Genomic DNA, 15,199 nt, shown 5'->3' on the forward strand with positions numbered 1-15,199 from the left:
CGAAAGAGGGGTGAAAAAGCCCTCCTTTGGAGGGTTGGGGGGGCCGGGGGTGGCGCTTTGGTGCAACACACAACCCCCCCCCCACGACCGGGCGGTCACTGGCAGGCTTCGCAGTCGGGGTCGTCGATCCGGCAGGCGGCGCCGTCGGTGGCGACGAAGTCGACGTCCGAGACCTTCGGCATCTCCTTCGGCTCCGGCTTGGCGGCCGGTGCCGGAGCGGTCACCGGGACGGCCGGGACCGCGGCGGCGGGCGACGGCGAGACCGCGGCGGAAGCCGACGGGGCGGGCGGAGCGGCGGGCGCCGGAGCGGCGGGCTTGGGTGCCGACGGGGTGGCCGGGGCCGGGGTGGCCGAGACCGCGTTCAGCTTGCCGTCGGTGCCGCGCAGGGTGCTCTTTTCCACGTGCGTCGCGGACCGCGCCCGCAGGTAGTACGTGGTCTTGAGGCCCTTGTGCCAGGCGTAGCGGTACAGCTCGTCGAGCTTACGGCCGCTGGGCGCCGCGATGTACAGGTTCAGCGACTGCGCCTGGTCGATCCACTTCTGGCGCCGCGAACCGGCGTCCACCAGCCACTTCGACTCGATCTCGAACGCGGTGGCGTACAGCGCCTTGAGGTCGTCCGGCACGCGGTCGATCTGGCCGAGGCTGCCGTCGAAGTACTTCAGGTCCGACACCATGACCTCGTCCCACAGCCCGCGCTCCTTGAGCGAGCGGACCAGGTGCGGGTTCACCACGGTGAAGTCGCCGGACATGTTCGACTTGACGAACAGGTTCTGGAACAGCGGCTCGATCGACTGGCCGACCCCGCAGATGTTGGAGATCGTCGCGGTCGGCGCGATCGCCATCACGTTGGAGTTGCGCATCCCGACGGTCTTGACCCGCTCACGCAGCGGCGCCCAGTCCAAAGTGGACGAGGTGTCGACGTCGAGCGCGTCGCCCTGGCGGGCGTCGATCAGCAGCTGCAGCGAGTCGATCGGCAGGATTCCCTTGCTCCACAAGGAACCCTCGAACGTCTGGTACTGGCCGCGCTCCTCGGCGAGGTCGGTCGACGCCGAGATCGCGTAGTAGCTGATGTGCTCCATGCTGGTGTCCGCGAACTGGACGGCCTCGTCCGAGGACAGCGGGACACCGATTTCGAACAGCGCGTCCTGGAAGCCCATCAGGCCGAGCCCGATCGGGCGATGGCGCAGGTTGGAGCGGCGCGCCTCCGGGATCGTGTAGAAGTTGATGTCGATCACGTTGTCGAGCATGCGGACCGCGGTGCGCACGGTCTTCTCGAGACGCTTCGTGTCGAGGCCGTCGGGGGTCACGTGCTTGAGCAGGTTCACCGAACCGAGGTTGCAGACCGCGACCTCGTCGGTGGTGGTGTTCAGCGTGATCTCGGTGCACAGGTTGGACGAGTGCACGACACCCACGTGCTGCTGCGGCGAACGCAGGTTGCACGGGTCCTTGAAGGTGATCCACGGGTGGCCGGTCTCGAACAGCATGGTCAGCATGCGGCGCCACAGGTCGACCGCGCGGACCTTGCGGAACACCTTCAGTTCACCGCGTTCGGCGGCGGCCTCGTACTCGCGGTAGCGCTCGGCGAACGCGGTGCCGTAGAGGTCGTGCAGGTCCGGGGTCTCGTTCGGTGAGAACAGCGTCCACTGCGCGTCGGCTTCGACGCGGCGCAGGAACTCGTCGGGCACCCAGTTCGCGGTGTTCATGTCATGCGTACGACGACGGTCGTCACCGGTGTTCTTGCGCAGGTCGAGGAATTCCTCGATGTCCACGTGCCAGGTCTCGAGGTACGCGCACGCCGCGCCCTTGCGCTTGCCGCCCTGGTTCACCGCGACGGCGGTGTCGTTGGCGATCTTGAGGAACGGCACGACACCCTGCGACTGGCCGTTGGTGCCCTTGATGTGCGCGCCGAGGCCGCGGACCGGGGTCCAGTCGTTGCCGAGACCGCCCGAGTACTTCGCCAGCAGCGCGTTGTTCTTGTACGCCTGGAAAATCGAGTCCAGGTCGTCGTCGACGGTGGTCAGGAAGCAGGACGACAGCTGCGGGCGGGTGGTGCCCGAGTTGAACAGCGTCGGGGTGGACGCCATGAAGTGGAACGACGACAGCAGCTCGTAGAACTCGATGGCGCGGTCTTCGCGGTTGTCCTCGCGGATCGCCAGCCCCATCGCGACGCGCATGAAGAACGCCTGCGGCAGCTCGAACCGGATGCCGTTGTGGTGCTGGAAGTACCGGTCGTACAGGGTCTGCAGGCCGAGGAAGCCGAAGTCGAGGTCACGCTCGGCGCGGATGGCCGAGGTGATCTTGTCCAGATCGAAGGTCTGCAGCTCGGGGTTGACCAGCTCCAGTTCGATGGCGCGCTTGAGGTAGTCCCGGAAGTACTGCGGGTACCGCGCGGTCATCTCGTCCTGGCTGGCCTGCTGCGGAACGCCCGCGAGGTAGCTGAGCGCCTCGCCGCGGAGCTTGTCCGCCAGCAGCCGGGCGCTGACGTAGGAGTAGTTCGGCTCCTGCTCGACGAGCACGCGCGCGGCCATGATCTGGGCGAGGGCGAGTTCGTCGGCGCTGATGCCGTCGTAGAGGTTGCGCTTGGCTTCGGCCAGCACCGGCTCGGCCGAGACGTCTTCGAGTCCGGCGACGGCCTCGCCGACCACGTGTGAGACGCGGGCCCAGTCGAGCGGGCGGAGCGAGCCGTCGGCGGCCTTGACGCTGATGGCGACGTCGGAGGCGGCGGGCTTCTCGGCCTTGCGGGCCTTCGCGCGCTCGTCGCGGTACAAAACGTAGGCGCGGGCGACCTTGTGGTGCTCGCCGCGCATCAGCGCGAGCTCGACGATGTCCTGGATCTGTTCGATGTGCAGCGCGGTCTCGGGACCGGCGTGGCGGAGCAGGGTGGTCTCGATCTGCTCGGTCAGTTCCTTGACCAGGTGGTGGATCCGCGACGAGGCGGCCGCGTCACCGCCCTCGACGGCGAGGAAGGCCTTGGTCACGGCGACCGAGATCTTGTTCGCGTCGAAGGGGGACACGCTGCCGTCCCGCCGGATGACTCGCACGGTCGCGGGCGTCGTGTCCGAAGACGAAGGCGGCCGCTGACCGGTTTCCACTGACATACGTCACTCCACTGTCTCTTGAAAAGGCGTCTCTTCAAAAAGGGCGCGTTGAAGCACCACAAGGCCTCACATGGCCGTGCGCTGCACGTTCACAAAGCTGTCCGGCAACCGCTCCTGAGCGGTCTCCCCGTCGCTGGGCGGTACCGGTTCCCAGAGACTACATGTAGGGGTCGGAGGCTGCACGTGCCCCAATGGGTGGCGTGTCGCTGGCTCACCCTGGCGGGTTAGCCGATCACACTCAGCGGCTGGTCAACCGCCGAAAACGATCGTGAAATCCCGCAGGCGGGCGTTCAGAACGGGCCGCTGACCGGCCAGGAAGCCGAGTGGCCCGGCCTCGTTGATCTTCCAGTCGGCGGCCGCGGGATGCGGCCGCGCCGTCGCTCGGACAGGGCTCCGTTCGAGCCGGTCGTCCAGCATCTGGACGACATCGAAGGCGGCGGGCAACTTCACCGGGAGGCCCGGGCGGGCGGTGAAGGCGGCCGTCGCGATCCAGTCCTCGTGGGTGGCCGCGGAGGCGGTGAAGGTCCGTCCGTGGGTGAAGTCGAGCGCGGCGAGGTCCTTCGGGATGCCCCACAGCGCGCGCCCGCCGGCGAGCGAGACCTCGCTGTCGACCCAGATGTCGGTGATGGAGCTGGAGAGACGCTTACCGCGGACGGCCACCGTCGCCAGCAGTTCGTGGTACTGGAGCTGACCGGGCTCCTGATAGTCGATCCAGGCGGCGAAGACCTGGGCGCGGCCGCCGACCACGACGGGCTCGGCGCCTTCGGGCAGGTCGGGAAGTTCGCTCACCGGGACACGCCAGACCGACAGGTACGCCTGGCCCGCCAGGTTCCACGGTTCCGGGGGATAGGCGGTCATGCGTTCCTCCACGGCAGGTAGTCGGGCAGGTCGGTGTCGACGCGCATGGAGAACTCCGGTGATCGTTTCTGCAGGAAGGACATGACCCCCTCGACCGCGTCCGGGTTGGTGCCCAGGCCGCCGATCAGCCGGGAGTCCAGTTCGTGCACGGGGAACGGCGACGCGGCGCTCGCCATCCGGTACAGCAGCTGGCGGGTGACCGCGACGGAGACCGGTGCCGTCGTCGCGACGATCTCTCTGGCCAGCTCGCGGGCCTTGTCGAGCATTTCGCCGGGCTCGTGAACACTGTGGACCAGTCCGGCGGCTTTCGCCTCCTCGGCGCCGAAGACGCGGCCGCTGATCATCCAGTCGAGTGCGGTGCCCATCCCGACCAGGCGGGGCAGGAACCACGCGGACGCGCCTTCGGGGTAGATGCCGCGGCGGACGAACACGAAACCGAAGCGGGAATCCGTGGACGCCAGCCGGTAATCGCACGACAGCGTGATCGTGAGGCCGCCGCCGATGCTCGCACCCCGCAAGGCCGCGATGACCGGTTTGTTCATCGTGAAGATCCGCTTCGAGCAGCGCCCCGCCGGTTCCTGCCAGGCCGCGTCCGGGCCGGTCTCCGGGTCGAAGTCGAAACCGCCCTGCGAGAGGTCGGCGCCGACTGAGAAATCCTTGCCGTTGCCGGTCAGGATCACCACCCGGACGTCCTCGTCGCGGTCGGCGCGGTCCATCGCGTCGCCGAGTTCGTCGGCCATGCGGATGGTGTACCCGTTGCGGGCCTCCGGCCGGTCGAGCGTGACCGTCGCGACGCGATCGGCGACCTCATAGGTGATCTCGGCGTACGCGCTCATGACGTGACGGTAAGGCAACCCGGTAGTGTTGACAAGATGTCAATAAGGCTTCATTCGACGTCGTCCAGGTGATCGGCGTAGTACTCGACCGCCCGCCGGTACCGCTGGACCCCGGCATCGGCGCTAGTCGCCGCAAGCACCTTCAGCAGTGTTCCGGCCGCCTCGCGCGCCTCGCCGACGTTGTAGAGGGCCATCGCGAGGAACGTCCTAAGCGCCGCGTCGTCCGGGAACTCGTCGAGGCCGCGACGCAGGGTTTTGAGCGCTTCGCCGTATCGGCCGAGCACGCGATACGTGCTGCCGAGCCCGAGGAACACGCCGTGCCTGTCCTCTGTGGACAGGCCTTCGCCCGTGAGCGCCCGCTCGTAGAACGGAGCCGCTTCGGCCTCCAGTCCGGCTGAATCGTGGGCCCACGCGGTCTGGTAGGCGATCACGGCGTCCTGAGGGTTTCCTTCTGTCAGTTCGATCAGCCGCGAGCGGGCCTCGTCGGTGCCTTGCTCGCGCAGCCGGATCGCTTCCTGTGCCTCGTTCACGCGGCGGCGCCGTCGAAGGGCGGATAGCTTTCGCCGCCGACCCGCTCGGCCACGACGATGTACTCGGCCAGCGCGTCATGCGAACGCGCCAGCTTGGCCATCTGCTCGTCCAGGCGTCCGAGTCGCTCGCGCATCGCGGCCAGCAGCTCGGGACAGCCGATCAACTCGGGCTCCTCGCCGATCGCGCAGGGCAGCAGGTACGCGATGTCTTCGGACGACAGGCCCGCGGCGAGCAGATGGCGGATCTGCTTCACTCGCAGCAAAGCCGTCTCGTCGTACTCCCGGTAGCCGTTCGCGCCGCGGCTCGCCTCCAAGAGACCTTGGGCTTCGTAGTAGCGCAACTGGTGGGCGTTGACGCCCGTCCGGTGGCTCAGTTCACCGATCTTCATCGCTTTCCCCACTTGACCTTCATACCGGTATCAACGTTGACGATCGTGCCATGACAGACAACGCGAACCCCCCGGTATCGATCATCGGCCTCGGTCTCATGGGCACCGCGCTCGCCCGCGCGTTCCTGACGGCCGGGCATCCCACGACCGTGTGGAACCGGACCGCGGCCAAGGCGGCCGCGCTCGTGGCCGACGGTGCCCGGCTCGCGCCCACGATCGGCGACGCGCTCGGTTCGGGCGGTGTGACGATCGTGTGCCTCACCGACTATCCATCCGTCCGCGAACTGCTCGGCGACGCCGTGTTGGCGGGCACGACAGTGGTCAACCTGACCTCGGGCGACTCCGCGCAGGCACGGGAGACCGCCACCTGGGCCGGAAAACAGGGCGCCCGGTACCTGGACGGCGCGATCATGGCCGTTCCGCCGTCGATCGGGACCGCCGAGGCGGTGATCCTGCTCAGCGGACCGCGGCCGGACTTCGAACTCGGCGCGCTCGGCACCATCAGCTACCTCGGCGAGGACCCGGGGCTGGCAGCGCTGTACGACGGCGCCGGTCTGGCCATGATGTGGAGCGTCCTGAACGCGTGGCTCCAGGGCACCGCGATGCTCAAGACCGCCGGTGTCGACGCCGCGACCTATGCGCCTTTCGCGCAACAGATCGCTGTGGGCGTCGCCGGGTGGCTGCCCGGATATGCCGAGCAGATCGACAACGGCGCGTTCCCCGCCGAGGTTTCGGCTTTGGAGACCGACGCGCGGGCGATGGCGCATCTGGTCGAGGAAAGCGAGGCGCTCGGGATCAACGCCGAACTGCCGAAGCTGCTGAAGGCCATGGCCGACCGCGCGATCGCCGCCGGGCACGGTGGGGAGCAGTACCCCGTCCTGATCGGGGAGTTCTCGCGACCGGGGGAGTGAGGCGGACGGCGGTGGGGTCGCTCACCGGTTCGCTGCCGCCACTTACGCCCCAACAGCACCACCAGTCACAACGGCCGCCGAAGTACATGAAGGCCCCCTTCCTTGCGCCTAGGTACAGGAAGGGGGCCTTCATGTACTTCGAACGCCGATAAAACAATCAGGCGTGCTTGATTTTTCCGTCGAGGGGTGCGAGCCTTGGCTGGACGCGAGGAGGCGGGCATGGCTGACCTTGGCGTGATCCTTGAGGATCTCGCGGCGGAATCGCAGGCCATCGACGACGTGGTGGCGGAACTGCCCGCGTCGGACTGGGCGCGGCAGACCCCGGCCGAAGGCTGGACGATCGCCCATCAGATCGCTCATCTGGCCTGGACGGACAAGAAGGCGCTGATCGCGGCGCGTGGCTCCGAAGCCGACTGGCAGGCCGAGATCGAAGGGCTGCTCGCGACGGGGGAGACCTACGTCGACAAGGGCGCCGAAGAGGGCGCGAAGAAACCGCCCCGCGAGCTGCTGGCCGAATGGCGTGCGGGTCGCACGGAACTCGCCGAGGCGCTCGCCGCCGTCCCCGACGGGCAGAAGATCCCTTGGTACGGCCCGCCGATGAGCGCGGCGTCCATGGTGACGGCGCGCCTCATGGAAACCTGGGCGCACGGCCAGGACATCTTCGACGCGCTCGGTGTCCAGCGCGAGAACACCGGCAGGCTCTGGCATATCGCCCGCTTCGGTACCCGGACCCGCGACTTCGCCTACAAACTCAACTCGCTCGCCCCGCCGTCCGAGGAGTTCCGGGTCGAGCTGACCGCGCCCGACGGCACCACCTGGGCGTTCGGGCCCGAGGACGCCGGACAGCGGCTCACCGGCGGTGCCGTCGACTTCTGTCTCGTCATCACCCAGCGTCGTCACCCCGCCGACACCGATCTGGTCGCCACGGGCAAGGACGTCGAGGAATGGCTCGGGATCGCGCAGGCGTTCGCCGGGCCTCCCGGTGCCGGACGGAAACCGGGGCAGTTCGCATGACCCCGATCAGGATCGGCAACGCGTCCGGCTTCTACGGCGACCGGTTCTCCGCCGTCCGCGAGATGCTCACCGGCGGCCCGCTCGACGTGCTCACCGGCGACTACCTGGCCGAGCTGACCATGCTCATCCTCGGCCGGGACCGGATGAAGGATCCGAACCGCGGCTACGCCAAGACGTTCCTCCGGCAGATGGAGGAGAATCTGGCGCTGGCCAAGGAAAAGGGCGTCAAGATCGTCGCGAACGCCGGTGGGCTCAACCCAGCCGGACTCGCGGACGCGCTGCGCGAACTGGCCGCGAAACTCGCCCTCGACGTCGCCGTCGCGCACGTCGAGGGCGACGACCTGATCCAGCGCGCGGAAGAGCTCGGCTTCGGCAAGACGTTGACCGCCAACGCCTATCTCGGCGCGTGGGGGATCGCGGAATGCCTGAACGCGGGTGCCGACATCGTGGTGACCGGCCGCGTCACCGACGCGTCGGTGATCGTCGGTCCGGCCGCCGCGCACTTCGGCTGGGCGCGGGACGACTACGACGCGCTCGCCGGCGCGGTGGTGGCCGGGCACGTGATCGAATGCGGCGCGCAGGCCACCGGCGGCAACTACGCGTTCTTCACCGAACACGAGATCGGCGTCCCGGGGTTCCCCATCGCCGAGATCTCCGCCGACGGTTCCAGCGTGATCACCAAACATCCCGGCACCGGTGGTGTCGTCAACGCCGGAACCGTGACCGCGCAGCTGCTCTACGAGATCACCGGCGCCCGCTACGCCGGGCCGGACGTCACGGCACGGTTCGACACGTTGACCCTGACCGAGGACGGCCCGGACCGCGTCCGGATCAGCGGTGTCACCGGTGAACCGCCGCCACCGACGCTCAAGGTCTGCCTGAACGGGCTTGGCGGCTTCCGCAACGAGACGACGTTCGTCCTGACCGGACTGGACATCGAAGCGAAAGCCGCGCTGGTCAAGGAACAACTCGAAGGCGCGCTCGAAGCACGGCCACCGTCGGAGATCCGCTGGACACTGGCCCGCACCGACCACGCGGACGCCGAAACCGAACAGCAGGCGAGCGCTCTCCTGCACGTCGCGGTGAAGGACGCCGACCCGGAGGTCGCCGGACGGGCGTTCAGCGGCGCGGCGATCGAACTCGCGCTGGCCAGCTACCCAGGTTTCCACGTCACCGCGCCTCCCGCGGCCGCCTCGCCCTACGGCGTCTACCGAGCCGCTTTCGTCGACGCGCGAGCGGTTCCGCACGTCGCCGTCCTGCCGGACGGTTCACGCCGCGACATCGCGCAGGCCGCCGACACGCTGGCTCTGTCCGATGTGGACGAATACGGCCTGCCTGCTCCTTATTCCCAGGCACAGGTGCGCCGGGCACCGCTGGGCAAGGTGATCGGCGCCCGCAGCGGGGACAAGGGCGGCAGCGCGAACGTCGGCGTCTGGGCGCGGTCCGACGAGGCGTGGCGCTGGCTCGCGCACCGGCTCACCGTCACCGAATTCAAATTGCTGCTCCCGGAGACCGCGGAGCTGGAGGTCCGGCGGCATCTCCTGCCGAACCTGCGGGCGCTCAACTTCGTCGTCGAAGGCATTCTCGGCGAGGGTGTCGCGTCGCAGGCGCGGTTCGACCCCCAGGCGAAGGCGCTCGGGGAATGGCTGCGCTCGCGCGAGATCGACATCCCGGAGGCCCTGCTGTGACCGACCTGTTCACCACGCCGGAACGCGTCGAACTGCGCAAGACGGTCCGGCGCTTCGCCGAAACCGAGATCCTGCCGCACCTCGAAGAGTGGGAGCGCGAGGGCGAACTGCCCCGCGATCTGCACCGCAAGGCCGGGGACCTCGGGTTGCTCGGCGTCGGCTTCCCCGAGGAGGTCGGCGGCGGGGGCGGTGACTATCTCGACGCCGTGGTCATCGCCGAGGAACTGCATTACGCGGGCGGTTCCGGTGGCTTGTTCGCCTCGTTGTTCACCTGCGGCATCGCCGTCCCGCATATCGCGGCGGCCGGGGATCCGGTGCAGATCGAACGCTGGGTCCGGCCGACGCTGGAAGGCGCCAAGATCGGCTCGCTCGCGGTCACCGAACCCGACGGCGGCTCCGACGTCGCCGGGATCCGCACCACGGCCGTGCGCGAAGGCGACGAGTACGTCATCAACGGCGCCAAGACCTTCATCACCTCGGGCTGCCGCGCGGATTTCGTGACCACCGTGGTCCGCACCGGCGAGCCCGGCGCGCACGGGATCTCGCTCATCGTCGTCGAACGCGGCACACCCGGTTTCACCGTGTCCCGCAAACTGGAGAAGATGGGCTGGCTCTGCTCGGATACCGCTGAGATGTCCTATGTGGACGTTCGGGTGCCCGTCGAAAACCTGATCGGTGCGGAGAACAGCGGCTTCGCCCAGGTGGCGACTCAGTTCGTCACCGAGCGGGTTTCCCTCGCCGTGCAGGGGTACGCGCACGCGCAACGCGCACTCGACCTGACGCTGGACTGGTGCCGCCTGCGCGAGACGTTCGGCCGTCCGCTGATCTCCCGACAGCTGGTGCAGCACAAACTCACCGAGATGGCGCGCAAGATCGACGTCGCCCGGACCTACACCCGGCAGGTCGCCCAGCGCCACGTGGCGGGCGAAGAGGTCATCGCCGAAGCCTGTTTCGCGAAGAACACCGCCGTCGAGACCGCCGAATGGGTGGTCAACGAGGCCGTGCAGCTGCACGGCGGACTCGGCTACATGCGGGAGTCCGAAGTGGAGCGTCACTACCGTGATGTGCGCATCCTCGGCATCGGCGGTGGCACCAACGAGATCCTCACCGGCTTGGCCGCGAAGCGATTGGGATACACCGCATGAGCACCATAAGGTCCACTGTGGACACGCAGAGCGAGGAGTTCGCCGCCAACCGCGAGTCCATGCTCGGCAAACTCGCCGAGATCGACGCGGTGCACGCCAAGGCGATCGCGGGTGGCGGCGATAAGTACGTCGCCCGGCACCGCAAACGCGGCAAGCTGCTCGCCCGCGAGCGCATCGAACTCCTCCTCGACGAAGACTCGCCCTTCCTGGAACTTTCGCCGCTGGCCGCCTGGGGTTCGGACTACCAGGTCGGTGCCAGCGTGATCACCGGGATCGGCGTGGTCGAAGGTGTCGAATGCATGATCTCGGCGAGTGACCCCACGGTCAAAGGCGGGGCGAGCAACCCGTGGACGGCCAAGAAGAGCTACCGCGCCGCGGACATCGCCGCGCAGAACCGCCTGCCGGTGATCAACCTCGTCGAATCCGGCGGCGCGGATCTGCCGACGCAGAAAGAGATCTTCATCCCCGGCGGCCGGATCTTCCGCGACATCACGCGGTCTTCGGCGGCGAAGGTGCCCACCATCGCGCTGGTGTTCGGCAACTCCACCGCCGGTGGCGCGTACCTGCCCGGCATGTCGGACTACGTCGTGATGGTCAAGGAACGCGCCAAGGTGTTCCTCGGCGGGCCGCCACTGGTCAAGATGGCCACCGGTGAGGAGTCCGACGACGAATCGCTCGGCGGCGCCGAGATGCACGCCCGGACCTCCGGTCTCGCCGACTACCTCGCGGCGGACGAAGAGGACGCGATCCGGCTCGGCCGCGGTATCGTCAAGCGGCTGAACTGGAGCAAGCAGGGGCCGACGCCGAAACCGGACTACGCCGAGCCGTTGTACTCCGCCGAGGACCTGCTCGGTATCGTGCCCGCCGATCTCAAGGTGCCGTTCGACCCGCGCGAGGTGATCGCCAGGGTCGCCGACGGTTCGGACTTCGACGAGTTCAAACCCTTGTACGGCAGCAGTCTCGCGACCGGCTGGGCGAATATCCACGGTTACCCGGTCGGCATCCTCGCCAACGCGCAGGGCGTGCTCTTCGGTGAGGAGTCGCAGAAGGCGGCGCAGTTCATCCAGCTGGCCAACCAGATCGACACGCCGCTGGTCTTCCTGCACAACACCACCGGCTACATGGTCGGCAAGGAGTACGAGCAGAGCGGCATCATCAAACACGGTGCGATGATGATCAACGCCGTGTCGAACTCCAAGGTGCCGCATTTGTCGGTGCTCATGGGCGCCTCGTACGGCGCCGGGCACTACGGCATGTGCGGCCGTGCCTACGACCCCCGGTTCCTCTTCGCCTGGCCGAGTGCGAAATCCGCGGTCATGGGGCCACAGCAGCTCGCCGGAGTGCTGTCCATTGTGGCTCGTGCCGCCGCGGCGTCGCGAGGCCAGGACTACAACGAGGAACACGACGCCGCCATGCGCGCCATGGTGGAGGGGCAGATCGAGGCGGAGTCGATGCCGATGTTCCTCTCCGGGATGCTCTACGACGACGGGATCATCGATCCCCGCGACACCCGCACGGTGCTCGGGCTCAGCCTGTCCGTGATCCACAATGGACCAGTGAAGGGCGCCGAAGGCTTCGGCGTCTTCAGGATGTGAGCGGCATGATCGAGAAATTGCTGGTCGCCAACCGTGGCGAGATCGCCCGCCGCGTCTTCCGCACCTGCCGTGAGGCCGGGATCGGCACGGTCGCGGTGTTCTCCGACGCGGACGCCGACGCCCCGCACACCGCCGAGGCCGACGTCGCCGTCCGCCTGCCGGGGAACGCGCCGTCCGACACCTACCTTCGCGCCGAACTGCTGATCAAGGCGGCCGTCGAGACCGGCGCCGACGCGATCCACCCCGGGTACGGGTTCCTGTCCGAGAACGCCGGGTTCGCCCGCGCCGTGATCGACGCCGGGCTCACCTGGGTCGGACCGCCGCCGGAGGCCATCGAGAGCATGGGCTCCAAGGTCGAGTCCAAGCGGATGATGGCCGACGCCGGCGTCCCGATCCTGTCCGAATTGGACCCGGCCGAAGTCACCGAAGCCGATCTTCCCTTGCTGGTCAAGGCATCCGCCGGAGGCGGCGGACGCGGGATGCGCGTCGTGCGCTCACTCGGTGAACTCGCCGAGGCCGTCGAAGGCGCGAGTGCGGAGGCCGCGTCGGCCTTCGGCGACCCGACCGTGTTCTGCGAGCGGTACCTGGAGACCGGGCGGCATATCGAGGTCCAGGTGCTCGCCGACACCCACGGCACGGTGTGGGCGGTGGGGGAGCGGGAATGCTCGATCCAGCGCCGCCACCAGAAGGTCGTCGAAGAGGCGCCGTCGCCGTTCGTCGACGAAACGATGCGGGAGGCGTTGTTCGACGCGGCGCGCAAGGCCGCGCAGGCGATCGACTACGTCGGCGCCGGAACGGTCGAGTTCCTGGCCGGTCCGGACGGGCGGTTCTACTTCCTGGAGATGAACACCCGGCTCCAGGTCGAGCATCCGGTCACCGAGGCCACGACCGGACTCGACCTCGTCGCGCTGCAGCTGCGGATCGCCGAGGGTGAGCACCTTCCGATCGCGGAGCCGGAGACGCGGGGGCACGCGATCGAGGTCCGGCTCTACGCCGAGGACCCTTCGGCAGGCTGGCAGCCGCAGAGCGGCACCCTGCACCGGTTCGAGGTTCCCGCCGCGCGACGGGAGTTCGAAGTGGGCCCGGGTGTCCGGTTGGACTCCGGATTCGTCAGCGGCCAGACCGTCGGCGTGCACTACGACCCGATGCTCGCCAAGGTCATCGCCTATGCCCCGGATCGCCGGAACGCCGCACGGGCACTTGCCGGGGCCTTGGCCGGTGCGGAGATCCATGGCGTGGTGACCAACCGCGACCTGCTGGTGAACGTGCTCCGGCACGAGGCCTTCCTGGCGGGCGAGACCGACACGGCCTTCTTCGACCGGCACGGCCTGGAAACACTCGCTCGTCCACTGGCCACTGTGGACACCGTACGGATTTCCGCGCTGGCCGCCGCTCTGGCGGGCGCCGCCGCGAACCGCGAGGACGCCCAGGTGCAGCGGCGACTGCCGAGTGGCTGGCGCAACGTCCGGTCGCAGGGGCAGCGCAAACGTTTCCGTCAAGGTGACGACGAGATCGAAGTCGTCTACACCCTCGGCCGCGAAGGTCTGCGCGCCGACGGTTTCGAAGGTGTCGCATTGGTTTCCGCCGAAAGCGGCGCGGTCGTCCTGGAAATCTCCGGGGTGCGGCGGAAGTTCGCCGTCGCCCGGTACGGCAAAACGGTGTACGTCGACTCGCCGGAAGGCGCCGTCGAATTGACCGTGGTGCCGAGGTACACCGATCCGGACGCAGGCCTCGCCGCCGGTTCCCTCGTGGCGCCGATGCCGGGCACGGTCGTCCGCCTCGCGGTCGAGATCGGAGACCCGGTCAAGACCGGCGATCCGTTGCTGTGGCTGGAAGCGATGAAGATGGAACACCGGATCGCGGCGCCGGCCGACGGCGTAGTGGCCGAACTCCCGGTGGTCGTCGGACAGCAGGTCGAAGTGGGCACGATCCTCGCGGTGGTAGGAGAGAACGAATGAACGCGATGAACTTCACCGAACCCGAGGAGCGCGTCGCGCTGCGGGCGGCGGTCGCCGAACTCGGCAAGAAGTACGGGCACGAGTACTACGCCAAACAAGCCCGCGCCGGGCTCAAGACCGAAGAACTCTGGTCCGAGGCCGGACGGCTCGGCTACCTCGGCGTGAACCTGCCCGAGGAGTACGGCGGCGGGGGAGCGGGTATCGCGGATCTCGCCGCTGTGCTCGAAGAACTCGCCGCCGCGGGTAGTCCGCTGCTGCTCATGGTCGTCTCACCGGCGATCTGCGGGACGGTCATCTCCCGCTTCGGCACCGACGAGCAGAAGAAGCGCTGGCTGCCGGGTATCGCGGACGGAACGCGGCGGATGGTCTTCGCGATCACGGAACCCGACGCCGGGTCGAACTCGCACAAGATCACCACCACCGCGAAACGCGACGGCGACGGCTGGGTCCTCAGTGGACGGAAGGTCTACATCTCCGGCGTCGACGAGGCGGACGCCGTCCTGGTCGTCGGCCGCACCGAGGACGCGAAGACCGGCAAGCTCAAGCCCGCGCTGTTCACCGTCCCGACCGACGCGCCCGGCTTCGAGTACAAGCAGATCGAGATGGACATCATCTCGCCGGAGAAACAGTTCGGCCTGTTCCTCGACGACGTCCACCTGCCCGCCGAGGCGCTGGTCGGCGAGGAGGACGCGGCGATCGCGCAGCTGTTCGCCGGGCTCAACCCCGAACGCATCATGGGCGCGTCGTTCTCGCTCGGCATCGCCCGCTACGCGCTGGGCAAGGCCGTCGCCTACGCCAACGAGCGCAAGGTGTGGGGCGGCGTGCCGATCGGCGGTCACCAGGGGCTGGCGCATCCGCTGGCCGAGATCAAGATCGAACTCGAACTGGCCAAGCTGATGACGCAGAAGGCGGCGTCGCTCTACGACTCCGGCGACGACTTCGGCGCGGGCGAGTCGGCGAACATGGCGAAGTACGCCGCCGCCGAGGTCGCCATTCGCGCGGTCGACCAGGCCGTGCAGACCCACGGCGGCAACGGTCTCGCCAGCGAATACGGGCTGGGCACGCTGGTCACGGCCGTCCGGCTGGGCCGGATCGCGCCGGTGAGCCGCGAGATGGTGCTCAACTTCGTCGGCCAGCACAGCCTCGGCCTGCCGCGGTCTTACTGAAAGGCGAACGC

At 68.4% G+C, this 15,199-nt stretch carries 12 protein-coding genes; 7 read left to right on the plus strand and 5 right to left on the minus strand.

Annotated elements, in window-relative coordinates; all coding sequences use genetic code 11:
* Positions 1–95 precede the first annotated feature (95 nt).
* The 5 genes from ACZ54P_RS34645 to ACZ54P_RS34665 form a co-directional block, all read right to left on the minus strand.
* On the minus strand, positions 96–3,098 hold the full coding sequence (locus ACZ54P_RS34645) for a ribonucleoside-diphosphate reductase subunit alpha (protein ID WP_465465820.1): 3,003 nt from the start codon (positions 3,096–3,098) through the stop codon (positions 96–98).
* 249 nt (positions 3,099–3,347) lie between these two features.
* Entirely contained in the window at positions 3,348–3,956 is a 609-nt protein-coding gene (locus ACZ54P_RS34650; RefSeq protein ID WP_465465821.1) for an acetoacetate decarboxylase family protein, read from the minus strand.
* Positions 3,953–4,792 (minus strand): enoyl-CoA hydratase-related protein, encoded by an 840-nt coding sequence (locus tag ACZ54P_RS34655; protein ID WP_465465822.1) that lies wholly within the window; start codon positions 4,790–4,792, stop codon positions 3,953–3,955. Before ACZ54P_RS34655 ends, ACZ54P_RS34650 begins: the two co-directional genes overlap by 4 nt.
* Positions 4,793–4,842: 50 nt before the next feature.
* The gene (locus ACZ54P_RS34660; RefSeq protein WP_465465823.1) at positions 4,843–5,322 is read right to left on the minus strand and encodes a tetratricopeptide repeat protein; all 480 of its coding nucleotides are present in this window, start codon (positions 5,320–5,322) and stop codon (positions 4,843–4,845) included.
* Positions 5,319–5,711, minus strand: coding sequence for a MerR family transcriptional regulator (locus ACZ54P_RS34665; RefSeq protein ID WP_465465824.1), 393 nt, complete (start codon positions 5,709–5,711; stop codon positions 5,319–5,321). Before ACZ54P_RS34665 ends, ACZ54P_RS34660 begins: the two co-directional genes overlap by 4 nt.
* Positions 5,712–5,761: 50 nt before the next feature.
* Between ACZ54P_RS34665 and ACZ54P_RS34670 the strand changes: the two genes are divergently transcribed.
* The 7 genes from ACZ54P_RS34670 (at position 5,762) to ACZ54P_RS34700 (ending at position 15,188) form a co-directional block, all read left to right on the plus strand.
* On the plus strand, positions 5,762–6,622 hold the full coding sequence (locus ACZ54P_RS34670) for an NAD(P)-dependent oxidoreductase (RefSeq protein ID WP_465465825.1): 861 nt from the start codon (positions 5,762–5,764) through the stop codon (positions 6,620–6,622).
* Between the two features lie 219 nt (positions 6,623–6,841).
* Positions 6,842–7,636, plus strand: a complete 795-nt coding sequence (locus ACZ54P_RS34675) for a TIGR03084 family metal-binding protein (protein ID WP_465465826.1) — start codon at positions 6,842–6,844, stop codon at positions 7,634–7,636.
* The gene (locus ACZ54P_RS34680; RefSeq protein WP_465465827.1) at positions 7,633–9,324 is read left to right on the plus strand and encodes an acyclic terpene utilization AtuA family protein; all 1,692 of its coding nucleotides are present in this window, start codon (positions 7,633–7,635) and stop codon (positions 9,322–9,324) included. The genes ACZ54P_RS34675 and ACZ54P_RS34680 overlap by 4 nt, the downstream gene beginning before the upstream one ends.
* Positions 9,321–10,469 carry an acyl-CoA dehydrogenase family protein gene (locus tag ACZ54P_RS34685; protein WP_465465828.1) on the plus strand — a complete coding sequence of 383 codons (1,149 nt, stop codon included), beginning with the start codon at positions 9,321–9,323 and terminating at the stop codon, positions 10,467–10,469. Before ACZ54P_RS34680 ends, ACZ54P_RS34685 begins: the two co-directional genes overlap by 4 nt.
* Complete coding sequence (locus ACZ54P_RS34690; RefSeq protein WP_465465829.1) at positions 10,466–12,064, plus strand: acyl-CoA carboxylase subunit beta; 1,599 nt, start codon at positions 10,466–10,468, stop codon at positions 12,062–12,064. The genes ACZ54P_RS34685 and ACZ54P_RS34690 overlap by 4 nt, the downstream gene beginning before the upstream one ends.
* 5 nt (positions 12,065–12,069) lie before the next feature.
* Entirely contained in the window at positions 12,070–14,022 is a 1,953-nt protein-coding gene (locus ACZ54P_RS34695) for an ATP-binding protein (RefSeq protein WP_465465830.1), read from the plus strand.
* Positions 14,019–15,188: an acyl-CoA dehydrogenase family protein gene (locus tag ACZ54P_RS34700; protein ID WP_465465831.1), complete on the plus strand. Its 1,170-nt coding sequence runs from the start codon at positions 14,019–14,021 to the stop codon at positions 15,186–15,188. Before ACZ54P_RS34695 ends, ACZ54P_RS34700 begins: the two co-directional genes overlap by 4 nt.
* Positions 15,189–15,199: the final 11 nt, after the last annotated feature.

Source organism: Amycolatopsis sp. NPDC034160 (assembly GCF_055575355.1).